Origin of the sequence: Oceanicola sp. 502str15 (genome assembly GCF_024105635.1) — a bacterium.
Classification (GTDB): domain Bacteria; phylum Pseudomonadota; class Alphaproteobacteria; order Rhodobacterales; family Rhodobacteraceae; genus Vannielia.
This window is the reverse complement of sequence record NZ_WYDQ01000001.1, coordinates 1,244,363-1,270,553: the sequence shown is the minus strand read 5'-3', so window position 1 is coordinate 1,270,553 and position 26,191 is coordinate 1,244,363. Positions and strand designations below refer to the sequence as shown.

Here is a 26,191-nt window from a genome sequence, read left to right as displayed (position 1 = left end):
CGGGGCCGTGCTGCAAGGGATTGCGGCGCTTGTTCTGGGGACATCGGGGGAGGCTGGGACATGTCATCCTATGCCGGAGAAGGCTCGAAGCTGGGCCGCATTATCAACTCATTCGAAGAAGGCTTCATCGCATTGCTGCTGGGGCTTATGACCCTGGTCACCTTTGCAAATGTGGTGCTGCGCTACGTGTTCAACTCCTCGCTCATCTGGGGCCAGGAGGTGGTGCTGATCCTGTTTGCGTGGCTGGTGCTCTTCGGGATCGCCTTTGCCTTCAAGATCACCGCCCATCTCGGGGTGGACGCGCTGACCAACATGCTCCCGCGGCGGGGCCAGCGGATCATGGCGCTGCTCTCGGCGGCGGCCTGCCTGATCTACGGGCTGCTGCTGATGAAGGGCGCGTGGGACTACTTTGCCCCCTTCGCCGGGCTGCCACCCACCGAGGGGCGGGTGCTGCCGACGGGCTTTGATACCGGGGCGCGCAACAACAGTTTCTACATGACCGACCAGGTGCCGATGCTCGAATGGCTGCGCTGGCTGGAGGCGATCACGCTGAACAAGGGCTTTCCGGAGGATCAGTGGGAGCATTGGGAGAAGCTGCCGCGCTTCATCCCCTATGCCATGCTGCCGGTGGCGGTGGCGATGATGCTCTACCGGATGGTGCAGGCGACGGTGCGGATCGTGCAGGGCAAGCAGGACAGCCTGATCGTGAGCCATGAGGCCGAAGAAGAGGTGGCCGCCGTGGCCGCCACCCATGGCGAGGAGCAGAAATAATGGACGTGGTCTTTCTCTTCGTCATGGTCATCGGGCTGCTGATGATCGGCGTGCCGATCGCGGTGTCGCTCGGCCTCAGCTCGATGGTCTTTCTGCTCATCCACTCCGACACCTCGCTGGCGAGCGTGGCCCAGAGCCTCTATCAGGCGATGGCGGGGCATTACACGCTGCTGGCGATCCCCTTCTTCATCCTTGCCTCCAGCTTCATGAGCACGGGCGGGGTGGCCAAGCGGATCATCCGGTTCTCGATTGCCTGCGTGGGCCATCTGCGGGGCGGGCTCGCCATCGCGGGGGTCTTTGCCTGCATGCTCTTTGCCGCCCTCTCGGGCTCGTCGCCCGCGACGGTTGTCGCCATCGGCACGATCGTGATCGCCGCGATGAAGCAGGCCGGCTACACCAAGGAATTCGCCGCCGGCGTTATCTGCAACGCCGGCACGCTGGGCATTCTGATCCCGCCGTCGATCGTGATGGTGGTCTATGCCTCCGCCACCGATGTGTCGGTCGGCCGGATGTTTCTGGCCGGGGTGATCCCGGGGCTGCTGGCGGGCACGATGCTGATGGTCACGATCTACATCATGGCCGTGCTGAAGGGGATGCCCGCCGGGCAGTGGCGGGGCTGGGGCGAGATTGCCCGCAGCTTCGGCGAGGCCTTCTGGGGCCTGATGCTGATCGTCATCATCATGGTCGGGATCTATGGCATTCCGGGCATCACCCCGGCGATCTTCACCCCGACGGAAGCGGCCGCCGTGGCCTCTGTCTATGCCTTCATCGTGGCGGTCTGGGTCTATCGCGACATGGGGCCGCTGGCGGAGCGCGAGGGGGTGGCCAAGTCGAGCCTGCTGAAGAAGCCCTGGGCGCTGGCGACGGCCTTCTGGCACCGCGACACCCGGGCAACGCTGTTCGACGCGGGCAAGCTGACGATCACGCTGATGTTCATCATCGCCAACGCGCTGATCCTGAAGCACGTGCTGACCGACGAGCAGATTCCGCAGCAGATTGCGGGGGCGATGCTGAGTGCGGGCTTCGGGCCGATCATGTTCCTCGTGATCGTGAACATCATCCTGCTGATCGGCGGGCAGTTCATGGAGCCCTCGGGCCTGATCGTGATCGTGGCGCCGCTGGTGTTTCCGATCGCGCTGGAGCTGGGGATCGACCCGATCCACCTTGGCATCATCATGGTGGTGAACATGGAAATCGGGATGATCACGCCGCCGGTGGGGCTGAACCTCTTCGTCACCTCGGGCGTGGCGGGGATGCCGATGATGCGGGTGGTGAAGGCGGCCGCGCCCTTCCTCGGCGTGCTCTTCATCTTCCTGATCATGGTGACCTACATCCCGGCGATCTCGACGGCGCTGCCCAACAGCTCGTCGCTCGGGCCGCAGATCAGATGTGACCCGATGCCCTCCGACAGCCTCGAGCGCGCCTATTGCGAAGCGCGCCAGTAGGGCCATCGAGACGAGAAATGAGGGGCTGCCCGCGCGGGTGGCCCCTTTTTCATTTGCGCCGGGCGGGGAACCAAGGGGCGCGGGGCGCGTCCTCCTAGAACAGGAGGACTTCCGGATGTCAGATTATGCCCCCGATTGGGTCGTGCCGGTGATGCGGGCGGGCTACCTGTCGCGCGCCGTCGTCTATGCCGTGGTCGGAGGGCTTGCGCTGGTCGCCGCCATCCGGGGCGGCGAGGCGGAGGGCACGACCGATGCCCTGGCCGAGCTTCAGGCCCATTGGTGGGGCACGCCGCTGCTCTGGCTGATCGCGGCGGGGCTGATCGCCTACCTCGTCTGGCGGTTGGTGGATGCGGCGCTGGACCTTGAGGCCTATGGCCACGGGGCCAAGGGCGTGGTCGCGCGTGCCGGGCTGGTGGTGACGGGCGTGATCCACGGCGCGATTGGCGTTGCGGTGGCCGGGGTTGCGCTGCGCGGGGCCGATGGGGGAAGCGGCGGCACCCAGACCATGACGGCGAAGCTGATGGCGATGCCCTTTGGCCCCTGGCTGGTGGGCCTTGTCGGGCTGGGGACGATCGGGGCCGGGATCTACTACGCTTACAAGGGGATTTCGGAGAAATACAAGGCGCACATCCGGGTCACCTCGACCACGCAGAGGCTCGACCCGGTGCTGAAGTTCGGCTGCATCGCGCAGGGCGTGGTGATTGGCGTGATCGGGGTTCTGATCTGCTATGCCGCCGTCACCGCCGATGCGCAGGCGGCGGGCGGCGTGGGCGAGGCGCTGGGGAAGATCCGCGCCGCGCCCTATGGCTGGATCCTGCTGGGGGTGACGGCGGTGGGGCTGATGGCCTTTGCGGTGGAGAACGCGGTGGAGGGGCTTTACCGGGTGATCCCGCGCTGTGATGGCCCCGATGTGATGACCCTTGCGCGGCGGGCCAAGCTGGCCGCACAGGGCGCGCTCTAGCCGCCGGGCAGGGGCGGCCTCAGGCGGCGGCGGGCTGCGGAGTGTCTTGCCGGTAGAGGCGGCGCGCGGCCAGCAGCGCGAGGGCGGCGGCGAGCATTGCCACGCCCCAGAGCGCGATAAGCGGCGCGGCGGCGCGGCCTGCCTCGAGCGCGGGCAGCAGGCCGGTGAGCGCCGCGATCCAGCCGAACAGCCCGGCGCCGGTGGCAAAGCCCATGGTCTGCACCGTGGGCATGAAGGAGGCGGTGCGCGGGCGCTCGGCCTCGGGGGCGGCCTCCATGATGAGCTGGTTTGCGGGCCCCCAGGACAGGCCGAAGGCGGCGCCCGAGAGCGACTGGCCGAGCAGCACCAGCGGAAGTGTGGCGCTGGCAAAACCCGTGCCGACGCAGGCCGCGCCCGCCACTTGCAGCGCCGGGGCAAAGCGCAGCGCGGCGCGGCGGCGGGTTTCGGGCAGGCGGCCTGCGACCATGGCCCAGAGGCTCCAGTTGAGCGCCATCGTCACCACCACCCAGCCGGTCAGGATGGGCGAGAGGCCGAAGATGGCCCGGGTGCAGAGCGCGGTGAAGATCGACGACACGCTCTGGGCCACCGGCATCAGGAAGATCAGCCATGTGCCCGCGCCCATCGGCGAGAGGGTGAAGGCCTGGGAGGGAAAGAACCTTGGCCCGGCGGCGCGGGCGCGGTCGACCCAGAGCGCGAGGGCGATGAGGGCGAGGCCCGCGGGCAGGCCGAGCACGGCGAGCGGCGTGCCGGGCAGGGCGGAGGGCAGGGCGAGCACCCCGGCCCCGGCGAGGCAGAGCATCACCGGGCGCAGCGGCGTGCGCCGCTTGATGACGAAGCTGTCGGCCCCGCGCGGCGGCAGGATGAGCGCGGCGGTGACGAGGAAGATCGCCGCCAGCGGCAGCCCGGTCAGCATGGCGAAGGGCCAGCCTGCATGTTCGGTGGCATAGCCCCCCGCGAGCGGGCCGAGCGCGGCGGCGATGGCCCAGACCGTGGCCTCCACCGCGAAGACCCGCGCCACGATGGTGGCGGCAAAGAGCTGGGGGATCAGCGCATAGCAGAGCGCGGCGATCACCCCGTCGGACAGGCCCTGAAGCGCCCGCCCGAGCGCGAAGGCCAGTCCGCTCTGGGCCGTGGCCGTCAGCAGCGTGCCGGTCAGAAAGCAGGTGGCCGCCCCGAGCGCCGTGGCCCGGGCCCCGAGGCGCGCGCGGATCTCGGCGGAGGTCACCCCGCCCGCCACCACGCCGATGAAGAAGAGCGCATAGACCAGCGGCAGCATCGGCAGGGCGCCGAAGGAGTCCATCGCCACCGGGATCGAGGCGGTGATGGCGAGATCGTTGAAGGCATGCATCCCGATGCCGGCCGAGATCGCCAGGACCGGGCCGCGGGTGCCGGGGGAGAGGAGGGTGGTTTGCTCTGTCATCCGGGCAAGCTGGGGCCTCAACCATGGTTGAGGTCAAGAGCGCGATTGCGTGCTTGGCGCAGGATGTTAGGCTGCGCCCGAAAGCGACCCCCATTGGAGAGGCAAGATGGCCGGACCACGCAAGACCACCGGAACGACGAAGCGCCCCGGCGCCCCCGCGAAACCGCGCGGCACCGGCGGCGGAGCGGGCAAGGCGGGCGGCGCGGCCAAGACCGCCGCCAAGGCCCCGCCCGTCAAGCTGGTGGAACCCGCGCCCGCGCCCGAGATCACCGTTGTCACCCCCGCCGAGCCGGTTATGACGGAGCGGATGGTGAAGAAGGTCGAGCTGATCGACCGGGTGATGACGGCCACCGGCATGAAGCGCAAGGACGTGAAGCCGATCGTCGAGGCGATGCTGGGCGAGATCGACAAGATCATCTCCGAGGGCGCGGACATGCAGTTTCCCGAACTGGGCAAGCTGATGATCCACAAGCGCAAGGAGATCTCCAACGGTGAGATGGTGATGCTGAAGCTGCGCCGAAAAACTGCGGTGAAGCCTCTTGCAGAGGACGACGACAACGGCTAAATCGCCCCCCACGGGTGATTAGCTCAGTGGTAGAGCGCTTCGTTCACATCGAAGATGTCAGGAGTTCAAATCTCTTATCACCCACCATTTTTCTTGCGATCAGGTCAGAGCTCTCCCCGTTTGACGGGTTGAGGGCCTGACCGACGCAGCCCGCTGGCGCGGGCCACTGGGTCAGGAGGCCAGATCTCTTGTCACCCACCACTTTTCCAGCGTCATGGTCAGAGCACGCCCCGTCTAGCGGGTTGAGGGCCTGACTGGTGCGGGAGATGCACATTCCGCCACCACTCGGATGACGCGGCTGCCGTGGGCCGGAAAACAGAGGCCCCGCGCGGGATGCGTCGGGGCCTTACTCGTTACGAACTTCGGTCTACCCCGCGCAGTTGCCCTCGAAACCCGTCACCCGGCCGGGGAGTGACAGGAAGGTTTGGGGGCCGTGGAGCTGGAAGGTGCGGCGGGTGTTGAGGGTGTTCCACTGGGCGGTGGTGGCGGGGAGGGTGAAGGTGGTGAGGGCGCCGCCCTTTGCGTAGAGGGTCAGCAGCATTGGGTCCTTGTAGGCCGTTACGCCGCCGAGGGTGCCGGCGACGGATTTGGTGTCGAAGCTGATGTAATCGACGAAGTGGGGTGTGCGGGTGACGTGGATGGCGCGCAGGGTGCCGTGGGCCTCGGTGCCGTCGGGCGCGGTGACGGTGAGGGTGCCGGTGGCCGGGTAGGAGACGGTTTCGGCGCCCATAGGTGTGCCTTCGCCGGGGGTGTAGCTGAGGGTGCCGGTGAGGGGCGTGTCGGGCGGCAGGGTGCCGTGGGGCGCGCCGGTGCGGACGGTGAAGCTGGCGGTACAGGGGGCGGCGGCGGCGGGGGTGGCTGCGGCGAGCAGGGCGAGGAGGAGGGGGAGGGGGAGGGCAGGGCGGAGGCGCATGGGGCTAGTCCTGAAGCAGGAAGGTGAAATCGGAGGGCGCTCCGGCGCGGGTGGTGGCCGCGGCGTGGCAGGAGAGGCAGGAGCCGTTCGGGGCGGTCTGGACGTAGGTTTCAAGCGTGAGGTTGGAGAGGTAGCGGGGCAGTTCGCCCTCGGGGAAGATCGGGTCGGGGTTGGCGCCGCGCCATTGGGTGGAGATCAGCTGGTAGCGGGCCAGCGGCGTGCCGGCGTGGCGGGCCTGCCAGCGGGCGTTGGTGGCGCGGGTGGGGCCGAAGATGGCCCAGCAGCGCAGCACCTGCGTGGGCGGCAGGGCCGAGCCGGAGGCGCTGCGGGCCATGGGCGCCACATCGTGCCAGAGCGCGGAGGCGGGCGGGGCATTGGCGGGCGCATGCGGCGTGGCGGGGTTGTAGAGCAGCCAGTCGCCGGGGGCCTCGGCCGGCCCCCGGCAGCCCTCGGGGAACAGCGGGTTGGCGTAGAGCGAATTGATTTCGCGCGCATTTTCGGCCTCGGGCGCGAGGGCGACATGCTCGAAGGTGGACCAGAGCCAGTGGTCGCCATGGCCGGAGGCGACCTTGGTGACGATGTGCATGCCGACAAGGCCGAGACGGGCCTCGGCGCAGGCGGGCACGCCATCGGGGCGCATGTGGGCCGGGATCTCGATGGCGCCGGGGGCGGTAATATAGGCCGGGTCGGGGGCGGGCAGGATGCGCCAGGCGGTCTTGAGCAGGACGGAGGCGGGGCGGGCGGTGCTTTCGCCGCGGGGGAAGTTCACCTCGGTCTCCGTCTCCGGCGGGAGCGTGGCGAGATAGGCGGCGGCCACCGGGTTGAGGCGGGTTTCATAGGTGATGAAGCGGGCGTGGCGGTCGATCAGGGCGTTGCCGTCCGATTGCAGCGGGGTTGCCAGCACGGTGCCGGGGGGGCGGGGGCCGCAGGGGCCGGGTGCCTGCGGTTTGCGGGCAAAGCCGCGCCAGGAGGCGGGGGCGGCGCCGGGGCGGGTGGTGTCGGGCCAATTCAGGGCGGTGAAGGCCTGCCATGAGAAGGTATCGAACGGGTCCTGCGCGGCCCCGGCGATGACGCGGTATTCGAAGAGGGCGGAAAAGTCGCGCTGGTCTTCCGGGTAGGTGGCGCAGAGCCGGTCGTGGGGCGGGGTGAAGCAGAGCTCTTCGGCCCGGGCCGGGAGGGCGAGGAGGAGGAAGACGAGCAGGGGGATCGCGCGTAATGTCGCCATGCTTCTGATTTTGGATACAGTTTTGATGTTCTGTCAACGAAGCTGCGTGATAGAAGGAGGTCATGAGCCCGCCAGCCCGCCCCGCAGAGGCCTTTGCGCCCGTGACCCACGCCTCCGCCGCCGTGGCCGGGGTGGTGAGCACCCTGCGCGACGAGATCGTGCGCGGGCAGATCGCGCCGGGCGCGGCGCTGGGACAGGAGGCGCTGGCGGCGCGCTTCGGGATCAGCCGGATGCCGGTGCGCGAGGCGATCCGTGCGCTGGAGGCGATGGGGTTCGTGACCATCGAGGCCAACAAGCGCGCCCGCGTGGCGGGAATCAGCCTTGCCGACCTGACCGACATCTACGAGATGCGGGTGGCGCTGGAGGGCGTGGCGATCAGGGCGGCGATTCCGCATCTGACCGAGGCGATGATAGATGCGGCGGAGGCGATTCAGGACCGGATCGAAGGGGTGGACGCGGTGAACTTCGGCCAGCTCAACCAGGCGTTTCACATGGGGCTCTACCGCGCCTCGGGCCGCGAGCGGCTGCTGGCGCAGGTGGACCTGCTGTTCAACGCGGCCGATCGCTACCTCTGCATGGTGACGGCGCCCGAGGGGCTGCGGGAGCGCTCGGACCGCGAGCACCGGGCGCTGCTGGCGGCCTGCCGCGCGCGGGATGCTGGGGCGGCGGAGGCGGTTCTGTCGGGGCACATCGCGCACGGGCTGGAGGTGTTCCGCGCGGCCTTCCCGGAGCTGTAGAACAGGGCCTTGCATTTGCAGGGGCAGCCGGGGTAAATCCCGCCGGACGGGTCGTTAGCTCAGTTGGTAGAGCGCTTCGTTTACACCGAAGATGTCGGGAGTTCGAGCCTCTCACGACCCACCATTCTGCATTGTTGTGCTGTGCCGCGCGGTCCTACCATGCTGAGTGCCCGACCTACGCACACCGCTTTCGCGGTGCACTTGGACGGCGGTTCGAGCCCGTCACGACCCACCATTCTGCATCGTTGTACTGTGCCGCATGGCTAATTTCATGCTGATGGGCCGACCTACGCACACCGCTTGCGCGGTGCACTTGGACGGGAGTTCGAGCCTCTCACGACCCAACATCCCTTACCGTTGAGACGAGCAGCACGGCAGGTGTCGTGCTGATGGGCCGACCGGTGCACAACGCGCATTGCCTCGGCCATCGGGGCGGGGGGGTGTTGCGGACGCGCGGTGAGCCGCTGGACAGCTTGCCCCTGCGTCGCTTAGCCTCTGGCCGACAGATTAAGGATTTTTCGAGAGGGCTGAGGATGTTGCGTGGGATGGGTGCGGCCTGTGGGTTGGTTTTGTGGGCCGGGGCCGGGCTGGCGCAGGAGAGCCCGCCCTGCGATGCACCGAAGTTCCTCGACGATCTGCCGGAGGGCACCGCGGCGGAACGGGTGCACCGGATCGAGGCCTGGCCCGGGGCCTTTGGCGGCCGGGTGGAATGCCTGCGCAGCCTGGCCGAGGGGCGGGTGGAGCAATATTGGGCGGAGTTTTTGCCCGGCGGTGGCGAGACCGAGGAGCATGTGACCTATACCGAGGGGCGCATCACCTATTTTCTGAAGTTCAGCGGCGATGAGGGCGCAGCCCGTCCGGTGGCCGATTGCGCGCGCCGCGATGGCGGGGGATTCGTCTGCCGGGTCGACATGGCGGCGGGCAAGGGCTTGTTTCTGGTGCGGTTTTTTGACGAGGCGTTGCAGTTCACCGGCATCCGGGTGATGGCCTTTCCGGCCTCCGGCGTGGTGAATGCCGCGCTCTGGGACATGGTGGGCGACGATGTGGAGGCCGGGCGGATGCGCATGGCGATGGACCTGAAGCTGCCCGAGGCCGGGGGCAGCTGGCCGCTCCAGCGCGAGGCGGAATCGGTGCCCGGCAATCCGATCTGGGGGTTTTCGGGCGATCCGGCATGGGAGGTGATGCAGGCGATCTACACCCGCCGGCAGCCGGTGGTGCTGGAGACCCGGGTGACCAACCGGGTGAACGGGCAGGAGGTGACGACCACCGCGACGCAGGACATTTCGGACGGAAACCTGACCTACCTCATCGACAAGCTCGCGAAGGTGGAGGAACTGATGGTTTCCGACCTCGAAAAGACCAAGTCGATCAAATACTGAAAGCTGTCGATTGGCCGCTTGACGAGACTTTCTCGCCCGCATAGAAGGCCCCCTACAGCGCTGCGCGGTTGTAGCTCAGTTGGTTAGAGTGCCGGCCTGTCACGCCGGAGGTCGCGGGTTCGAGCCCCGTCAACCGCGCCACGCTGTATCTGCCGATCAGGCCAAATGCGCGGTTGTAGCTCAGCTGGTTAGAGTGCCGGCCTGTCACGCCGGAGGTCGCGGGTTCGAGCCCCGTCAACCGCGCCACCTTTTTTCATCTCAAATGCTGGTCTGGTCTCGCTGCGGCGGGGCCTTGCGTTTGTATCGGGCTGTCGGAGTGGGGGCGCTGCCCCCACACCCCCGGAGATATTTGCAGCAAGAAAATGAGCAGGGTCGGGGCTTTGCGGGCGCGTTAAACTTAACCGGGGTTAGGGTTAATGGCGGGTGGCGGGGGCTCAGAGGGTTGCGAGGAAGGTTTTGACGGCTTCGGTGGTTTCGGCCGGGGCGGTGTCGGGGAAGAAGTGGCCGCCGGGGAGGGCGGCGTGGGTTTGCTGCGTGGTTTTGGGGGCCCAGGTCGCGGGGACGTCGTAGAGCTGGGCCATGGCACCTGAAGCGCCGTAGAGGATTTGTGCCGGGCATTGGATCTTTGCGCCGAGGTCTGCGGTGTCGTCTGCGAGGTCGAGGGTGAGGGCGGTGCGGTAGTCGTTGCACATGGCGCGGCGGGTGTCGGGGTTGGCCCAGGCTTTGCGGTAGGCGGCGAGTTGGGCTTCGTGGAAGTCGGTGATTTTGGCGCTGCCCCAGCCGAGGAGGCAGGATTCGTAAAAGGCGTTCGGGTCGGGCGCGATGAGGGATTCGGGGAAGGGGGCGGGTTGGGCGAGGAAGAACCAGTGGTAGTAGCTCTTGGCGACCGGGAGTTGCAGCTCGGTGAGCAGGGTGTGGGTGGGGATGATGTCCATCAGGGTGACGGCGGCGAGGCGCTCGGGGTGGTCGAGCGCCATGCGGTGGGCCACGCGGGCGCCTCGATCATGCGAGATCACGGCGAAGGTTTCGTGGCCGAGGTCGGACATCAGGGCGGCGAGGCGGCGGGCCATTTCGCGGAAGGCGTAGGGTTTGAGGCTTTCCGGTTTGTCGGAGTCGCCGTAGCCGGGGAGGTCTGCGAGCACGATCGGGTGGGAGGCGGCGAAGGCCGGGGCGATCGGGTGCCACATGGCGCGGGTTTGCGGGAAGCCGTGGAGGAAGAGGAGCGGCAGGCCGGTGGGGGCGCCGCCGACCTCGTAGGCGATGGTGAGGCCGTCGATATGGGCTGAATGGGCGGTCAGGGTCATGATGCTGGCATCCTCTGGCTTGACCCGATGATCTCGCCGGTTGGAGGTCCTCGGGTCAAGCCCGAGGATGACGGTGGGGCTGGTGGAGGGCGGTCCTCGGGGCGAGTCCGAGGATGACGGTGGTGCTGGTGGAGGGAGGTCCTCGGGGCGAGTCTGAGGATGGCGGTGGGGCTGGTGGAGGGCGGTCCTCGGGGCGAGTCCGAGGATGACGGTGGGGCTGGTGGATGGAAGTCCTCGGGGCGAGCTCGCGGATGACGGTGGGTGGGATCAGTCGTTGGTGAGCGCCGCCAGGATGCGGGCCCGCGGCCGGGTGGCTTTGTGGAATGAGGGCCGGCTCGGAAAGGCTCCGGGGGAGCCTTTCAGGCCCGAACGGGCGGAGCCGTGATGAGAGTTTCCACCTTCGGGGGGCATCAGTTTGTCTTCGTCAGGGCTGCAAGGATTCGGGCCCAGCTTCTGGTGCCTTTGTGGAAACTCTCCACGTCGTATTTCTCGTTGGGGCTGTGGATGGCGTCGTCGTCCTTGCCGAAGCCGATGAGCATGGCGTCCATGTCGAGGATGCTCTTGAAGTAGCCCGCGATGGGGATCGAGCCGCCGCAGCCGACATAGGCGGCTTCGCGGCCGTATTCTTCGGAGAGGGCGAGGCGGGCGGTTTCGAAGGCGGGGTGGCTGGTGTTCATGTGGCCTGCGGGGCCGGCGCCATGGGGGTGGAACTCGACCTCGCAATCGGGCGGCAGCATGGAGCGGACGAGGGCGCGGAAGTTCTCGCGGATGGCCAGTGGATCTTGGTCTCCGACGAGGCGGAAGGAGACCTTGGCGGAGGCCTTGGAGGGGAGCACGGTCTTGAAGCCGTCCCCTGTATAACCGCCCTTGATGCCGTTGATCTCGCAGGTCGGGCGGGACCAGAGTTGTTCGAGCGCCATGCGGCCCTTTTCGCCGGCAAGCTCGGAGAGGCCGACGTCTCCTAAGAAGGTTTTTTCATCGAAGCCAAGGGCTTCCCAGCTTTTCTTCAGGTTGTCGCCGATCTCGGGGACGCCATCGTAGAAGCCGGGCACGGTGATGCGGCCCTCGTCGTCGTGGAGCGAGGCGAGGATGCGGGTGAGTACGCGGATCGGGTTCATCGCGGCGCCGCCATACATGCCGGAGTGCAGATCCTTGCTGGCCGCCGTGATCGTCAGCTCCTCGCCCAGAAGGCCGCGTAGCTGGGTGATGATGGCGGGGACGGTATCGGCGAAGAGGCCGGTGTCGCAGATCAGGGCGATGTCGGCTTTCAGCTCTTCGGCGTTTTCCTTCATGAAGGGGATGAGGGAGGGAGAGCCGCTTTCTTCCTCGCCCTCGAAGAAGATCGTGAGCTTGCAGGGCAGGCTCCCGTGCTCGGCGACCCAGGCGCGCAGGGCCTCCACGAAGGTCATCAACTGGCCCTTGTCGTCGGAGCTGCCGCGGGCGCGGATGACGCGGCCCTTGGGGGTGTCCTGTATCTCGGGATCGAAGGGGTCACGGTCCCACAGCTCGAGCGGATCGACCGGCTGCACGTCGTAGTGGCCGTAGAAGAGGACGTGGGGGCCGCCTTCCGGGCCGCCGTGGGCGACGACCATGGGATGGCCGGGGGTTTCGCGGGCGGAGGCCTCGAAACCGAGGGATTTCAGGTCTTCCACCAGCCAGTCGGCGGCGCGGGCACAGTCGGGCTTGAAGGCGGGATCGGTGGAGATGGAGGGGATGCGGAGCAGGTCCATCAGGCGCTCGAGCGCCTCGGGCAATTGAGAATCGATGCGGTCGAGCACGGGGGTGACAGACATGGGGCCTCCTTTGTTGGCGCGGAGGGTAGCACCGGGAATTGGGGTGTCCAGCGGCGGAAATTCACGGTTTGGCGTGCACGGGCCGTGAAATTGACGTGATCTGGATCAAAGTGCCAAAATACCGCAGGAGGTATGTGTTCACGTAGTGAGATGGCTCTGTTAAGAACTCCGGACACGCAGAGCGGACAAGAAGAGGACGCGCCCCGTGACATGCCCTATGAGCTCCAAGGCGGACAGCCTGAGAAGCATTGATACCGCGCTGGAAAAGCTGCACGAGGAAGGCCGTTACCGGACTTTCATCGATATCGAGCGCCGCAAGGGTCACTTTCCGCATGCGGTCTGGATGAAGCCCGATGGCTCCGAGCAGGAGATCACGGTGTGGTGCGGCAACGACTACCTGGGCATGGGGCAGCATCCGGTGGTGCTTGAGGCGATGCACGAGGCGCTGGAGGCCACGGGTGCGGGCTCGGGCGGGACGCGCAATATTTCCGGCACCACGGTTTATCACAAGCGGCTTGAGGCGGAGCTGGCGGACCTGCATGGCAAGGAGGCGGCGCTGCTGTTCACCTCGGCCTATATCGCCAATGATGCCACGCTCTCGACGCTGCCCAAGCTGCTGCCCGGCCTGATCATCTATTCCGACGAGCTGAACCACGCCAGCATGATCGAGGGCATTCGCCGCAACGGCGGCGACAAGCGGATCTTCCGGCACAATGATGTCAACCACTTGCGCGAGCTTCTTGAAGCGGATGACCCGGCGGCGCCGAAGCTGATCGCCTTCGAGTCGATCTATTCGATGGATGGCGACTTCGGCCCGATCCGCGAGTTCTGCGACCTGGCCGACGAGTTCGGCGCGCTGACCTACCTCGACGAGGTGCACGCGGTGGGCATGTATGGCCCGCGCGGCGGCGGGGTGGCGGAGCGCGACGGGCTGATGGGCCGGATCGACATGATCAACGGCACCCTCGGCAAGGCCTATGGCGTGCATGGCGGCTATATCGCGGCCAGCGCGAAGATCTGCGATGCGGTGCGCTCCTACGCGCCGGGCTTCATCTTCACCACCAGCCTGCCGCCGGTGGTTGCGGCGGGTGCGGCCGCCAGCGTGGCGCACCTCAAGACCGACCAGGCGCTGCGCGACCAGCACCAGACCAATGCCCGCATCCTCAAGACCCGCCTCAAGGCGCTCGGCCTGCCGATCATCGACCACGGCAGCCATATCGTGCCGGTGATCGTGGGCGATCCGAAGCACACCAAGATGATCTCGGACATGCTTCTGGAGGACTACGGGGTCTACGTGCAGCCGATCAACTATCCGACGGTTCCGCGCGGCACCGAGCGGCTGCGGTTCACGCCCTCGCCGGTGCATGGGCCGCGGATGATCGACGGCTTGGTTAAGGCGATGGACGGGCTGTGGAACCACTGCGAGCTCAACCGGCAGGAGCTCAGCGCCTGAGCGCCGGGAGTTTTCTTGCTTTTTGAAGGTCTTGCCCCAGGGGCCTCCGGGCGCGGTCGGCAAGATCATTCCGGTTAACGCTTCTGCAAGTGCATCGTGGTTATCATCATGGTAATCTACACGTGATCTTGGCGTGTAGCGCACGAATCGCCATAGGTCTTGGGGATAAACTGTAAATGCGCACGGGGCGGGCAGATGATTAGGCGCAGGACGCCAAAGCCGAAGGCGGAGGAGGAACCTCCCAAGGGCTTCGATGATTTCGATCTTCGGCTCGGCGATATCATGCGCGGTGAACGTGCGACCATGGGCAAGAGCCTGCTCGACGTTCAGCGCGAGCTGAAGATCAAGGCCACCTATATCGCTGCCATCGAGAACTCCGATCCGAGTGCTTTCGAGACCCCCGGTTTCATTGCCGGCTACGTGCGTTCCTACGCCCGCTACCTCGCGCTCGACCCGGAATGGGCCTTCGAGACCTTCTGCCGCGAAGCCGATTTTGCCACCCTCTCGGGGCTGGAGCAGAACGGGCGCAAGGGCGAGGCCTCCAAGAGCTCGAAAGAGGCCGTGGCCGCCGCCGACGGCGCGCTTGGGGGGATGCTGACGCGGCTGAAGGGCGGCAAGCCGGGCGCGAAGCAGAAGGGCGGGCCCAAGGCACGCCCGCTGACCCGCGTGGCCGGGGCGCGCGACCCCTTTGCCGAACCCAACGTGTCCTTCACCCCGCGGGGCGAGGGGATGCTGTCGAAGATCGAGCCCGGCGCTGTCGGCTCCTCGCTGGTGCTGCTGGCGCTGATCGGCGCGGTGGGCTACGGCGGCTGGGCCGTGCTGCAACAGGTGCAGCGCGTGTCGGTCGCCCCGGTGGACGAGGCCCCCGGCGTGGTGGCCGACCTCGACCCGCTGGCGCCGCCCTCGGCGCCCACGGTGGATTATGCCGGCGTGGATGCCGCGACCCCCGATGCGCTTGACCGGCTCTATCGCCCGCAAGCGCTCGATACCCCGGTGATGACCCCGCGTGACGGCCCGATTGCCGCGCTCGATCCGCTCGCACAGGGCGCTCTCGCGCCCGGCGCCGGGGCCGGAAGCGGCGGGCGGCTGGTGGCCGAGACCGGCGAAGTGACCCGCGACGACGGCACCGAGGTGGCCAGTGCCGATGTGCTCGAACTGGTGGCAACCGCCCCGGCCTGGGTGCGGGTGCAGGACGCCGAAGGCAACATCCTGTTCGAGAAGACGCTGAACGCCGGTGAACGCTGGATCGTGCCGGAAGGCGACGACCCGAGCCAGAGTGCGGCCGTGCTGCGCACCGGCGCGGCGGGTGCTGTCTACTTTGCGATGGACGGCAAGACCTATGGCCCGGCGGGCCCGAGCGGCAATGTGGTGGCCGGGCTGACCCTGAGCCGCGACAGCCTGCGCGATGCCTTCACCACCGCCGATGGCGGGGGCGACGGGGCCCTGGCGCGGGTGCTGGCAGAAGCGCCGCAAAAGCCGCTGAACGCGCCCGAAAACTACGAAGAGCTGCGCCGCGCCGCCGAGGCGATCGTGGCCGGTGCGCCCAAGGTCACGGCCGATGGCCAGCCGCTGGTGGAACTTGTCGCCGTGCGCCCGAGCTGGGTGCGGGTGCGGGCCGCCGATGGCTCGACGATTTACGAGCGCACCATGCAGCCCGGAGACCGCTACAGCCTGCCTCAGGCCGAGGTGGCGGCAACGCTGCGCACCGGCGATGCCGGCTCGATCTACGTTGTGGCCGGCGGCCAGGCCTATGGGCCGATCGGCAACCGGGGCGAGGTGGTTTCGAACTTTGCACTGAGTGCCGAGGGCGCGACCGAGAGCCTTGCCGTGGCCGACCTGAGCCGCGACCCGGCGTTGCAGAACGTCATGGTTGCCGAGAACGGGCCGCTGGTTTCCGAATGATCTGACGGTGGGTGCGCGGTGACGCGCCCCAACCGCTCACGGCCTGCTAACGGCCCGCGCGGAAATCGCGCATTGCCGCTGGCTGGCCTGCGTCCTATGTCTGGGCCTGACGCGTGAACCTCCGGAGGCCCCATGTCGATCAACGCAATCCGCCCGTGGAAGAACATCTACCGCCGCGAGAGCCGTCAGGTGATGGTGGGCAATGTGCCGGTGGGCGGCGGGGCGCCGATTTCGGTGCAGACCATGACCAACACCGCGACGACGGACGCCAAGGCGACCATCGAGCAGGTGCTGCGCTGCGCCGAGGCGGGGGCGGATATTGTGCGGGTTTCGGTGCCCGACGAGGCCTCGAGCAAGGCGCTGAAGGAGATCGTGCGCGAAAGCCCGGTGCCGATCGTGGCGGACATCCACTTTCACTACAAACGCGCGCTGGAAAGCGCCGAGGCGGGCGCGGCCTGCCTGCGGATCAACCCCGGCAACATCGGGGATGCGAAGCGGGTGCAGGAGGTTGTGCGCGCGGCGAAGGACCACGGCTGCTCGATCCGCATCGGGGTGAATGCCGGGTCGCTGGAAAAGCACCTGCTGGAAAAATACGGCGAGCCCTGCCCGGAGGCGATGGTGGAGAGCGGCCTCGACCATATCAAGCTGTTGCAGGACAACGATTTTCACGAGTTCAAGATAAGCTGCAAGGCGAGCGATGTGTTCCTCAGCGCGGCGGCCTACCAGCAGCTTGCCGACGCGACCGATGCGCCGATTCACCTTGGCATCACCGAGGCGGGCGGGCTGACCAGCGGCACGATCAAGAGCGCCATTGGCCTCGGAAACCTGCTGTGGATGGGGATTGGCGACACGATCCGCGTGAGCCTCTCTGCCGATCCGGTGGAAGAGGTGAAGGTGGGCTACGAGATATTGAAATCGCTGGGCCTGCGGCACCGGGGCGTCAATATCATCAGCTGCCCGAGCTGCGCGCGGCAGGGGTTTGACGTGATCAAGACGGTGGAGGCGCTGGAGAAGCGGCTGGAGCACATCAAGACGCCGATGAGCCTCTCGATCATCGGCTGCGTGGTGAATGGCCCCGGCGAGGCGCTGATGACCGATGTGGGCTTTACCGGCGGCGGCGCGGGCCACGGGATGGTTTACCTGGCGGGCAAGCAGGACCACAAGATCAGCAACGACCAGATGGTCGACAAGATCGTCGAGGAAGTGGAGAAGAAGGCAGCCGAAATCGAGACTGGGAAGGCGGCGGCGGAGTAGGGTTAACGAAAGACGCCGCTACGAAGTTTTCTTGTAATTTTCTTCTTAGTGCCTTGAGTGCCAACGTCGTTCGTGGCTGCCTTTGGTGCGCTCTTGGACGCTTTACTTTGCACACTTCCTATACGCTTGGTGGATTGGGGTCTCTTTAGATTGGGTAAAGAGCTATTCGAACGACTTTGCTGTGACGGAGGCGAGCCCGAAGCCTTTGGTGCGGAACTATCCTCTAGTGGAACATAGCTACTGGAATATCCCAGCGGTTCGTCCATCCCGGATAGAAAAGTGACTTGGTTGACATACTTTGGCTTCCGTTGCTCTGATGCTGGGAGTGCTGTGGTTGGATCTAAAGTCGCCAGATTCAGTTCGATAGATATCCGAAAAAGCATCAGGTCCCGACCAATCAAGCTCGGTTTGCAGCACCACTCAACGTTTAAAGCACGCGATCCACCTAAGTCGAGCCCTCCCCCTGGCATGATAACCCGGCTCGTGTTTGCCCACTCGCCAAAAGCTTCTTCGAACGACCATTCCGCCAATGTTATCCACTCTTCGGAATCCTCTTCGTTCCTAACTTGATACCCCTCCAACAGAACCCGGCCTTCGCTGAAGCTCATGGGAAAATCACTGTTATTCAGAAAGCTGAAATAATAGTTAAAAAGCGTTAGGATAGAAGCCGTGAAGGTCGGCATGTTCCTGACACGAGCACTTGGCTTGTCATAAATCGAGAATGATTCAAAAAAACTATCGGTGACAGTTATGTCTGGTGACAATGACGCCGCCCTGAGCAGTCTTTCATGGTCCTCTTTTGGAAAAATGGACTTGTCCCACTGGTACAATGTCCAGATAGCAGCTGCCGCTAGAGCGACTATCTTTGCAACCGATAACAAGGCGTCGGAGTGGTTCTTAAATTCCTCTGAATTTCTCGGAAGTATGCGCATCTGGATACCCCGTGTAGGCATCCCCATATTAATGACGAAGAAATCTATTCGTCTAGGCGCACTAGTGGAGCAATCGCAGCTGTCCGCGTGAATAATTCGTTGAATGGGCCATCTAACGCGCCTCGCGGACCTCGGCGACGATGCCCATCATCGCCTGAAGCGGGACGTAGCCGCGCAGCATCTGGTCTTCCAGCACGAAGGTGGGGGTGCCCGAGATCTGCATGGCCTGCGCGAGGGCGTGGTTTTCGGCGATCACGGCGCTGACCTCATCGCTGCCCATGGCGGCGAGGATCGGGGCCGGGTCTGCGCCGGCCTGCTCGGCGAGGGCGGTCAGGGCGGCCTCGGTGAACTCGCCGCGCTGGCCCATCATCGCATCATGGACCTTCTTGTAGGCCTCGGGGCCGGCCACCTGAAGCGTGGCGATGGCGAAGCGGGAGGCGACGACGGACTGCTCGCCGAGGATCGGGAATTCCTTGACGATGAAGCGGATGTTGCCATCGGCCTTGATCAGGTTCTCGACCTCGGGGAAGGCCTTTTTGCAGTAGCCGCAGCGGTAATCCATGAACTCGACGATGGTGATGTCGCCCTCGGGATTGCCGCCGACCCAGGAGTTGGCATCGTTGAAGAGCGCATCGGCGTTGGAGGCCACGAGGGCCACGTCGCCCTGGGCCTGGTCGGCGGCCTGACGCTCTTCGAGCACGCCGATGGCCTCCATCAGCACCTCGGGGTTGTCGAGCAGGTAGGCGCGGATCTCGGCGCGGAAGGCCTCGCGCTCGCCATCGCTCATCGCGGCCACGTCGAAGGCGGCGGCGGGCAGGGCGGTGAGGGCGAGGGTGGCGGCGAGAAGGGGGGCGCGGAGCATGGGCGTCGTCCTTTGGCTGGCGTCGTGCGCAGGGTGTCGCACGGTTGGGGCTGTGCCGCAAGCGCAGGCGGCATTGACGGCAGGGCGCCGCTTGATAGGGGTAGCGGCAGGTTAAGGAGAGGCGCATGCGGGTTTCAAGACGAAGCGAGGTTGATCCCTTTATCGTGATGGACGTGATGGAGGCGGCGCGGGCGGCGGAAGCCGCGGGGCGCTCGGTGATCCATATGGAGGTGGGCCAGCCGGGCACGCCTGCGCCGGCGGGGGCGCGGGCGGCGGTGGCCGCCGCGCTGGAGGCCGGGCCGATGGGCTACACGGTGGCGCTGGGGCTGCCGGAGCTGCGGGCCGGGATCGCCCGGCTTTATGCGCGCTGGTATGGGGTGGAGCTGAACCCGGAGCGGGTGATCGTGACCACCGGCTCCTCGGGGGCGTTCTTGCTGGCGTTTTCGGCGCTGTTCGATGCGGGCGAGAAGGTGGGGCTGGGGGCGCCGGGGTATCCGAGCTATCGGCAGATTTTGCGGGCGTTGAGTTTGCAACCGGTGGAGATCGAGGCGCGGCTGGCGACGCGGATGCAGCCTGCGCCGGAGGATGTGCCGGAGGGGCTTGCGGGGTTGATCCTTGCCTCGCCGGGGAACCCGACCGGGACGATTCTGGACCGGGCGGCGCTTGGGGCGCTCTTGGAGCGGGCCGGAGCGGTTGGGGCCTCGGTGGTGAGCGACGAGATCTATCACGGGCTGCATTATGGTGATCGGGCGGTGAGCGCGTTGGAGCTGACGGATGACGTGGTGGTGATCAATTCCTTCTCGAAATACTTCTCCATGACCGGCTGGCGCGTGGGCTGGATGGTGGTGCCGGAGGCGGACATTCGCACCTATGAGCGGCTGGCGCAGAACATGTTCATCTGCCCGCCCCATGTGGCGCAGGTGGCGGCGCTGGCGGCGCTGGATTGCGAGGAGGAGCTTGAGGGGAACCGGGCGGTTTATGCCCGCAACCGGGCGGCGATGCTGGAGGGGTTGCCGAAGGCCGGGTTTACCCGCTTTGCGCCGCCGGACGGGGCGTTTTACGTTTATGCGGATGTGTCGGAGATGACTGACGACAGCTTGAAGTTCTCGCAGCAAATCCTTGAAAAGACGGGCGTTGCCGTGACGCCGGGGCTGGATTTCGACTCCGCGCGCGGGGCGAAATGGTTGCGGTTTTCCTATGCGCGGGGCGAGGCGGATATTGCCGAGGGGCTGCGGCGGCTGATCGAGGCGGTGCCTCAGATGTAATCGCGCAGGGTCGCCAGGAAGGCGGGCACGCGCTTGAGCGGGGCGGCGGTGGCGGCGAGGGTTTCGGGGGTGAAGCCCTCTTCGGGGGTGAGGGCGGTGAGCAGCGCCTCGCGGACCTCTTCGTCGTAATCCTCCAGCCCGAGGTTTTCGGCCATGGCGAGGAGTTCGAGCGCCTCGTGCACGGCCTTCATCTGGCGCAGGGCCTCGGACATGGGGGCGGCCAGCTCGGGCTCGTCCTGCCAGCTCTTGCCGGCGAAGACCTCTTGCGTCACGCGCTGGCCCGCGCCGGTGCAGCTGTAGCGGGCGCAGCCGGAAAAGCCCTCTTCTTCAAGGTCTTCGTAGATGGAGCAAAGGTGCCGCTCGAGCTTGGGGCAGGGCAGGCCGGCGGGCTTGTCGATGGCGAAGTCCTCGCCCGCGTCGAAGGCCAGCGCCATGCAGCAGAGCGCAGCGCAGCGGGAGCAATCGGGGGTGAGGTCGGGGATCTGGCTCATGCGACGGAGGGGCGCTGCCCCCGCACCCCCGGGAATATTTGCAGCAAGAAAATGGGGCCGGTCACGCGAAACTTGCAGCGAAGGTGCTGCGGTAGGTTTCGGAGAGCTCGGAAAGCGGGGCGGTGCTGCCGCCGAGGCTTACCGTGTCGCCGCCGAACTTGCCGACGGTGGTGAGCGGCACGCTGGCCTGGCCTGCGGCAACCATCAGGGCCTCGGCCTTGTCGAAAGAGCAGGCGATGAGGTAGCGGGCCTGATCCTCGCCGAAGAGCGGGCCGTTGCCGGTGGCGTCGACCTGCACGCCGACGCCCGCGGCTTCGGCCATTTCGAAGGCGGCCAGCGCGAGGCCGCCATCGGACAGGTCGGTGCAGGCGTCGATATGGGCGGCGTTGGCGCGGATGAAGTCGCCATGGGCCTTTTCGGCGGCGAGATCGACATGGGGCGCGTCGCCTTCTTCGCGGGAGAAGGCCTCTGCCAGCAGGGCGGATTGGCCGAGGTGGCTGCCCTCGCTGCCGAGCATCAGCAGGACGTGGCCCGCGCGGGGTGCCCCGTTGATCAGCGCATCGAGGGTGTCGAGCAGGCCGACGGCGCCGATGGTGGGGGTGGGCAGGATGCCTTGCCCGTCGGTCTCGTTGTAGAGCGAGACGTTGCCGGAGACGATGGGCATGTCGAGCGCCTCGCAGGCCTCGCCGATGCCGCGCAGGGCGCCGACGAACTGCCCCATGATTTCGGGCTTCTCGGGGTTGCCGAAATTGAGGTTGTCGGTGGTGGCCAGCGGCAGGGCGCCCTTGGCGGAGAGATTGCGCCAGGCTTCGGCCACCGCCTGCTTGCCGCCCTCGTAGGGGTTGGCCTTCACGTAGCGCGGGGTCACGTCGGAGGTGAAGGCGAGGGCCTTGCCGGTGCCGTGCACGCGCACCACGCCGGAGCCTGCGCCGGGGGTGACGACCGTATCGGCCATGACCATGGTGTCATATTGCTCCCAGACCCAGGCCTTGTGGGCGTAGTTGGGCGAGGAGATGAGGGCCTTCAGCCCATCGATGGCGTCGATCTCGGGCACCGGGGCGAGGGCCTCGGCGGGCGGTGTTTCGACCCAGGGGCGGTCATATTCGGGGGCGGAGCCGGAGAGGGTGGCGAGCGGAAGGTCGGCCTTGGTCTCGCCGTTGTGGATGACGAGGAAGCGGTCTTCGGCGATGGTTTCGCCGACGATGGCAAAGTCGAGATCCCATTTCTCGAAGACCGCGCGGGCCTCGGCCTCCTTGGCGGGGTCGAGCACCATGAGCATGCGTTCCTGGCTTTCCGACAGCATCATCTCATAGGCGGTCATGTCGGGTTCGCGCTGGGGGACGGCATTGAGGTCGAGCTTGATGCCGAGGCCGCCCTTGTCGCCCATCTCGACGGCGGAGCAGGTGAGGCCGGCGGCGCCCATGTCCTGAATGGAGATCACGGCGCCGGTCTGCATCAGCTCCAGCGTGGCTTCCATCAGGCGCTTTTCGGTGAAGGGGTCGCCGACCTGAACGGTGGGGCGCTTCTCTTCGATGGTGTCGTCGAACTCGGCGGAGGCCATGGTGGCGCCGCCGACGCCGTCGCGCCCGGTTTTCGCGCCGAGGTAGACCACGGGGCGGCCGATGCCGGAGGCGGCGGAGTAGAAGATCTTGTCGGCATCCGCGAGACCGGCGGCGAAGGCGTTGACGAGGCAGTTGCCGTTGTAGGCGGAGTGGAAGCGGACCTCGCCGCCCACGGTGGGCACGCCGAAGCAGTTGCCGTAGCCGCCCACGCCCTCGACCACGCCGTTGACGAGCTGGCGGGTCTTGTGGTGGCCCGGCTCGCCGAAGGAGAGCGCGTTCATCGCCGCGATGGGCCGGGCGCCCATGGTGAAGACGTCGCGCAGGATGCCGCCCACGCCGGTGGCCGCGCCCTGGTAGGGCTCGATATAGGAGGGGTGATTGTGGCTCTCCATCTTGAAGACCACCGCCTGGCCATCGCCGATATCGACGACGCCGGCATTTTCGCCCGGGCCGCAGATGACCTGCGGGCCCTTGGTGGGCAGCTTGCGCAGGTGCAGCTTGGAGGACTTGTAGGAGCAGTGCTCGTTCCACATGGCCGAGAAGATGCCCAGCTCGGTGAAGCTCGGCTCGCGGCCGATGATCCCGAGGATGCGCTCGTATTCATCCGGTTTCAGCCCGTGGGCTTCGATCAGCTCTGGCGTGATGGCGGGTTCGGTCATGGAGGCTCCCCTGCTGCTCACCGGCCTTTTAGGAAAAGGGCCGGGCAAGGGAAAGACGCAAAGCGACTCGGGGCGGGCGGTCGATTGACGAGATTGGGGCACTCGGCACGGATCCGACATATTCTGCCGTCATTGTCGGCGGTTCGTGAACAGTGGGGGCAGGGCGCGCGCAGTGTTTCGGAAATATGCTTAACGGTGACGCATCCCCGACAAATTGTAGGGTCAGGGTTGAGTTGGAGGGGGCCAGCCTGACGAAAGGTAGAACAATGGATTATGCACGAAATAATAGACTCAAGGCCGCAACGGCGATGGTCGCCGCTGCTCTCTGCCTCGTAACACCCAGCGCGGTCTCGGCGCTCGGCCTCGGAAAGTCCCACGGTGGTGGCGGCGGCGGGGGCGGCATCAGCGCGGGCGTATCTGTCGGGGTTGGCGGTATTGGCGCCGATGTCGGCGTAAGTATTGGCGGAGGCGGCTCGGGTTCGGGCTCGGGCTCCGGTTCGGGCGGCATTGATGCCGATGTGGATGTGTCGCTGGGCGGTGGCTCGGGGTCGGGCTCTGGCTCGGGGTCCGGCTCGGGCGGTGGCGCCGGTGTTGACGTGGACATCGCCATTGGCGGTGGCGGCGGCTCCGGTGGTGGCTCCGGCACGCCCACAGATACCCCCGATGGCGTGAGCGTCAGCACCAAGACGCAGACCGCGCCGCAGGATACGGCCGAGCGCAAGCGGCTGCTGCTGGCGCAGAAGCTGGCCTCCTACGAGGGCACGGCGCTGATTTCGTCCGATGGGACGGTGCTGGGCCGGGTGCTTTCGGTGGCCTACTCCGGCGATGGGGTCGAGGTGATTGTCCGGCTTTCGGCGGCGCTCGGCGAGCATGAGGGCCGCACCCTCAAGCTGACGACCGACCCGCGCGCGCTGGATGATCGCCGGGTGCTGCTGCGCCAGACCGAGCGCCGCTTTGTCCGCTCGCTGCGCCATCTCTGAGCATTGACGTCAGGCGGCCCGAGGGCTGCACAGGAAAGGGCCCCGAGGCAGGTTTGCTTCGGGACCCTTGGTTTTTGTTGGCGCGGGGTGTCAGCGGCCGCCGAGCATCTGGCTCAGTTTGGCATGCACCACGCCGAGGCGGATGACGCCCTGGCGCAGGTCGCGGTGGCGCACCGAGATCTCGATGGTGCGGACGCCGAGGCGGGCGCTTTCGACCAGCGGCACCTTGATGCGGATGTCGGAGCGCGCGCCGCCGACCCATTGGACCTGCCCGAGATAGACACCATCGCGGCTGAACACGGGCATGCCCACGGCGGTGCGGAACTTCTTGGGCAGCTTGCCGAGGCGCTCGGCCTCGGCGGGGGAGAGGCTGCGGGCCTTGGCGCGGGTGGTCTGCACGATGACATCGGGCTGTGCGCCGGGATGGCCGGAGCCGAGGTTGATGTCGACATCGGCGAGGGTGCCGCCGGAGCCGGAGGAACTGCCCGAGCTGCCGATATTGACGTCGACATCGGCAAGGGCGCCGCCAGAGCTGCCGGAACCGCCGGAGCCGGAGCCGCCGAGGTTGACATCGACGTCCGCGAGGGCGCCGCCGCCCTGGCCCGAACTCGAGCCCGAGCTTGAACCGGAGCCGGACCCGGAGCCGCCCACCGAGACATCTGCCGAGATGCCCCCACCGCCGACGGAGACGCTGGCGGAGATGCCGCCGGTCCCGAGGCCGTGCGCGGTGTGGGCCGCGAAGATTGCGAAGGATGCAGCCAGAAGTGCTTGACCGCGGCGGATGTTGGTCTGCCTGCGAGTGTTCATTCTACTTCTCCTCATGCGCGACATGCGCCACTCAACCAGAGCGCTAGAGTGTGGTAAAATTTGGCACGAATTGTATCCATTCCGTGGACGGTCGGGCGTTGAGGGCCGGAGGAAATGGGCGCAAAGCACGGGTTTGACGGCGGCGCGGTGGGTGATTTGCAACCCCGGATTGAGCGCTGCCGCAGGGGAAATCTTCCGCAGGCTGAAGGCGCGCCCGGACTGCTCTGCAAGGGCTTGAACCGGTTTGGAAATCGGTGCAGGCTCCGCGGAATTCGGCCCGCCCGGGCCCCCGACATCGCTGGATGATCGCCAGACCGTTGGACAAAAAAAGAGGCCGAGACAAGCTCGGCCTAAGTCCAACAGGGAGGTAAAAGACGCGCTGGCCGAAGCCGGTGCGCCTGATAACTTTTCATATGGGCAGCGGGCGCGTTCATTCAAGCTTTAAAATGACAGTTTAGTGAATGGCAGCTATGACTGTGGCGCATGGCACACAGGGCAAAGCTATTCGGCCGCGGCCTCCCGAACGGCCTTGCGCTGCGCCTGGATCTCGCCCGTCACGAAGTCTCTGAAGGCGGCTATCCTCTTGGATTGGCGCAGTTCTTCGGGGTAGGCGAGGAACACCGGAACCTCGGAGCTTTCCTCTTCGGGAAGCACCCGAACCAGCCCCGGCGTGTCGAGCGCCACGTAGTCGGGGAGCACCCCGATGCCGAGGTCGTTAATCACCGCTTGCAAGACGCCGAAATAGTTGTTGACGGTGAGTCGCTTGGTGATGTCGTGGGTGAGCAGCGACTGGATCATCTCGGCCCCGGCCCGCACCTGGGTGGAGTGGGAGGCCTGGCTGATGAGGCGATGCTCGGAAAGCTGATCGAGGTCGTCGGGGGCGCCGTAGCGATCGACGTAGCGTTGGGAGGCGTAGAGGCGCATCCGCACGCCCATCAGGCGGCGGCGGATCAGGTCGGCCTGCGACGGCTCCTTCATGCGGATTGCGACATCGGCCTCGCGCATCGGCAGGTCGAGCACCCGCTCCTCGAGGTTGAGGTCGATCGTGAGATCGGGGTAGCGCTCGTAGAGCGCGGGCAGGCGCGGGGTGAGCCAGAGCGAGCCGAAGCCGGTGGTGGCGGTGACGCGCAGCTCGCCAAACACCTCTTCTTCGCTGTCGCGAATGCGGGCGGCGGCGGTATCGAGGCGGCGGTTCATCACCTGGGTGGCGTCGAACAGCAGCTCGCCCTGCTCGGTGAGAATCAGTCCGCGGGCGTGACGGTGGAACAGGGTGGTGTTCAGGCTCTCTTCCAGCGCCCGGATCTGCCGGGACACGGCAGATTGCGACAGCCCGAGCGTCTCACCCGCATGGGTGAGGGAGCCGGCATCGGCCACGGCGTGAAATATTCTGAGCTTGTCCCAATCCATGGATAACGGTTCACGACTTTCAAAGCGGTTGCAGCGCAGCATCCTTATGCACGTCATCAGCTTACGCGCAAATGATTAACTCCCACAGAATTGTGTTTGTAGGT

At 66.5% G+C, this 26,191-nt stretch carries 22 protein-coding genes and 4 tRNA genes; 15 read left to right on the top strand and 11 right to left on the bottom strand.

The annotated features are described in order from the left end of the window. The first annotated feature begins 60 nt into the window (after positions 1 to 60). From GTH22_RS06035 to GTH22_RS06025, 3 genes are all read left to right on the top strand, one after another. Positions 61 to 771 carry a TRAP transporter small permease gene (locus GTH22_RS06035; RefSeq protein WP_252943905.1) on the top strand — a complete coding sequence of 237 codons (711 nt, stop codon included), beginning with the start codon at positions 61 to 63 and terminating at the stop codon, positions 769 to 771. Beyond that, the gene (locus GTH22_RS06030; protein ID WP_252943904.1) at positions 771 to 2,216 is read left to right on the top strand and encodes a TRAP transporter large permease; all 1,446 of its coding nucleotides are present in this window, start codon (positions 771 to 773) and stop codon (positions 2,214 to 2,216) included. Before GTH22_RS06035 ends, GTH22_RS06030 begins: the two co-directional genes overlap by 1 nt. 115 nt (positions 2,217 to 2,331) lie before the next feature. After that, positions 2,332 to 3,177: a DUF1206 domain-containing protein gene (locus GTH22_RS06025; RefSeq protein WP_252943903.1), complete on the top strand. Its 846-nt coding sequence runs from the start codon at positions 2,332 to 2,334 to the stop codon at positions 3,175 to 3,177. Between the two features lie 19 nt (positions 3,178 to 3,196). Here the strand turns inward: GTH22_RS06025 and GTH22_RS06020 are convergent, their stop codons facing one another. Next, complete coding sequence (locus tag GTH22_RS06020) at positions 3,197 to 4,597, bottom strand: MFS transporter (RefSeq protein ID WP_252943902.1); 1,401 nt, start codon at positions 4,595 to 4,597, stop codon at positions 3,197 to 3,199. Between the two features lie 106 nt (positions 4,598 to 4,703). On the opposite strand from GTH22_RS06020, the gene GTH22_RS06015 reads away from it, so the two are divergent. Together GTH22_RS06015 and GTH22_RS06010 are read left to right on the top strand one after the other, a co-directional pair. After that, positions 4,704 to 5,162 carry an HU family DNA-binding protein gene (locus tag GTH22_RS06015; RefSeq protein WP_252943901.1) on the top strand — a complete coding sequence of 153 codons (459 nt, stop codon included), beginning with the start codon at positions 4,704 to 4,706 and terminating at the stop codon, positions 5,160 to 5,162. A 12-nt stretch (positions 5,163 to 5,174) separates the two neighbouring features. Next, positions 5,175 to 5,249: transfer RNA gene (locus GTH22_RS06010), tRNA-Val, on the top strand. Positions 5,250 to 5,529: 280 nt separating this feature from the next. Here GTH22_RS06010 and GTH22_RS06005 read toward each other — a convergent pair. Together GTH22_RS06005 and GTH22_RS06000 are read right to left on the bottom strand one after the other, a co-directional pair. Beyond that, complete coding sequence (locus tag GTH22_RS06005) at positions 5,530 to 6,075, bottom strand: hypothetical protein (RefSeq protein ID WP_252943900.1); 546 nt, start codon at positions 6,073 to 6,075, stop codon at positions 5,530 to 5,532. Between the two features lie 4 nt (positions 6,076 to 6,079). Then, entirely contained in the window at positions 6,080 to 7,300 is a 1,221-nt protein-coding gene (locus GTH22_RS06000; protein ID WP_252943899.1) for a hypothetical protein, read from the bottom strand. A 62-nt stretch (positions 7,301 to 7,362) separates the two neighbouring features. Here GTH22_RS06000 and GTH22_RS05995 point away from each other — a divergent pair, with 62 nt between their 5' ends. From GTH22_RS05995 to GTH22_RS05975, 5 genes are all read left to right on the top strand, one after another. Continuing rightward, entirely contained in the window at positions 7,363 to 8,037 is a 675-nt protein-coding gene (locus GTH22_RS05995; RefSeq protein ID WP_252943898.1) for a GntR family transcriptional regulator, read from the top strand. A 48-nt stretch (positions 8,038 to 8,085) separates the two neighbouring features. Next, positions 8,086 to 8,161: transfer RNA gene (locus GTH22_RS05990), tRNA-Val, on the top strand. A 409-nt stretch (positions 8,162 to 8,570) separates the two neighbouring features. Beyond that, positions 8,571 to 9,416: a hypothetical protein gene (locus GTH22_RS05985; RefSeq protein ID WP_252943896.1), complete on the top strand. Its 846-nt coding sequence runs from the start codon at positions 8,571 to 8,573 to the stop codon at positions 9,414 to 9,416. 64 nt (positions 9,417 to 9,480) lie between these two features. Then, positions 9,481 to 9,557: transfer RNA gene (locus GTH22_RS05980), tRNA-Asp, on the top strand. Positions 9,558 to 9,585: 28 nt separating this feature from the next. Beyond that, positions 9,586 to 9,662: transfer RNA gene (locus tag GTH22_RS05975), tRNA-Asp, on the top strand. Between the two features lie 188 nt (positions 9,663 to 9,850). Here GTH22_RS05975 and GTH22_RS05970 read toward each other — a convergent pair. Both GTH22_RS05970 and GTH22_RS05965 read right to left on the bottom strand, forming a co-directional pair. Continuing rightward, positions 9,851 to 10,720, bottom strand: coding sequence for an alpha/beta fold hydrolase (locus tag GTH22_RS05970; RefSeq protein WP_252943894.1), 870 nt, complete (start codon positions 10,718 to 10,720; stop codon positions 9,851 to 9,853). 410 nt (positions 10,721 to 11,130) lie between these two features. After that, positions 11,131 to 12,513 carry a dipeptidase gene (locus GTH22_RS05965; protein WP_252943892.1) on the bottom strand — a complete coding sequence of 461 codons (1,383 nt, stop codon included), beginning with the start codon at positions 12,511 to 12,513 and terminating at the stop codon, positions 11,131 to 11,133. 217 nt (positions 12,514 to 12,730) lie between these two features. Between GTH22_RS05965 and hemA the strand changes: the two genes are divergently transcribed. The 3 genes from hemA to ispG all read left to right on the top strand — a co-directional run bounded on the left by hemA (position 12,731) and on the right by ispG (position 17,122). Then, positions 12,731 to 13,966 (top strand): 5-aminolevulinate synthase, encoded by a 1,236-nt coding sequence (hemA, locus tag GTH22_RS05960; RefSeq protein WP_252943890.1) that lies wholly within the window; start codon positions 12,731 to 12,733, stop codon positions 13,964 to 13,966. 195 nt (positions 13,967 to 14,161) lie between these two features. Continuing rightward, a complete protein-coding gene (locus GTH22_RS05955) occupies positions 14,162 to 15,868 on the top strand; it encodes a helix-turn-helix domain-containing protein (protein WP_252943888.1) in 1,707 nt (568 codons plus the stop codon). A gap of 132 nt (positions 15,869 to 16,000) precedes the next feature. Then, positions 16,001 to 17,122, top strand: a complete 1,122-nt coding sequence (gene ispG, locus GTH22_RS05950; RefSeq protein WP_252943886.1) for a flavodoxin-dependent (E)-4-hydroxy-3-methylbut-2-enyl-diphosphate synthase — start codon at positions 16,001 to 16,003, stop codon at positions 17,120 to 17,122. A gap of 2 nt (positions 17,123 to 17,124) precedes the next feature. Here the strand turns inward: ispG and GTH22_RS05945 are convergent, their stop codons facing one another. Both GTH22_RS05945 and GTH22_RS05940 read right to left on the bottom strand, forming a co-directional pair. Further along, positions 17,125 to 18,054 (bottom strand): hypothetical protein, encoded by a 930-nt coding sequence (locus GTH22_RS05945; protein ID WP_252943885.1) that lies wholly within the window; start codon positions 18,052 to 18,054, stop codon positions 17,125 to 17,127. 112 nt (positions 18,055 to 18,166) lie between these two features. After that, positions 18,167 to 18,916 (bottom strand): DsbA family protein, encoded by a 750-nt coding sequence (locus tag GTH22_RS05940; protein ID WP_252943883.1) that lies wholly within the window; start codon positions 18,914 to 18,916, stop codon positions 18,167 to 18,169. Positions 18,917 to 19,041: 125 nt separating this feature from the next. On the opposite strand from GTH22_RS05940, the gene GTH22_RS05935 reads away from it, so the two are divergent. Next, complete coding sequence (locus GTH22_RS05935; protein WP_252943882.1) at positions 19,042 to 20,181, top strand: pyridoxal phosphate-dependent aminotransferase; 1,140 nt, start codon at positions 19,042 to 19,044, stop codon at positions 20,179 to 20,181. Here the strand turns inward: GTH22_RS05935 and GTH22_RS05930 are convergent. Together GTH22_RS05930 and purL are read right to left on the bottom strand one after the other, a co-directional pair. After that, positions 20,172 to 20,672 carry a hypothetical protein gene (locus GTH22_RS05930; RefSeq protein ID WP_252943880.1) on the bottom strand — a complete coding sequence of 167 codons (501 nt, stop codon included), beginning with the start codon at positions 20,670 to 20,672 and terminating at the stop codon, positions 20,172 to 20,174. The genes GTH22_RS05935 and GTH22_RS05930 overlap by 10 nt on opposite strands. Before the next feature lie 61 nt (positions 20,673 to 20,733). After that, complete coding sequence (purL, locus tag GTH22_RS05925) at positions 20,734 to 22,893, bottom strand: phosphoribosylformylglycinamidine synthase subunit PurL (protein ID WP_252943878.1); 2,160 nt, start codon at positions 22,891 to 22,893, stop codon at positions 20,734 to 20,736. A 308-nt stretch (positions 22,894 to 23,201) separates the two neighbouring features. On the opposite strand from purL, the gene GTH22_RS05920 reads away from it, so the two are divergent. Next, positions 23,202 to 23,873, top strand: a complete 672-nt coding sequence (locus tag GTH22_RS05920) for a hypothetical protein (RefSeq protein ID WP_252943877.1) — start codon at positions 23,202 to 23,204, stop codon at positions 23,871 to 23,873. Between the two features lie 90 nt (positions 23,874 to 23,963). On the opposite strand, the gene GTH22_RS05915 is transcribed toward GTH22_RS05920, so the two are convergent. Next, a complete protein-coding gene (locus tag GTH22_RS05915; RefSeq protein WP_252943875.1) occupies positions 23,964 to 24,680 on the bottom strand; it encodes a hypothetical protein in 717 nt (238 codons plus the stop codon). A 501-nt stretch (positions 24,681 to 25,181) separates the two neighbouring features. Beyond that, positions 25,182 to 26,087: a LysR family transcriptional regulator gene (locus tag GTH22_RS05910; protein WP_252943873.1), complete on the bottom strand. Its 906-nt coding sequence runs from the start codon at positions 26,085 to 26,087 to the stop codon at positions 25,182 to 25,184. Positions 26,088 to 26,191: the final 104 nt, after the last annotated feature.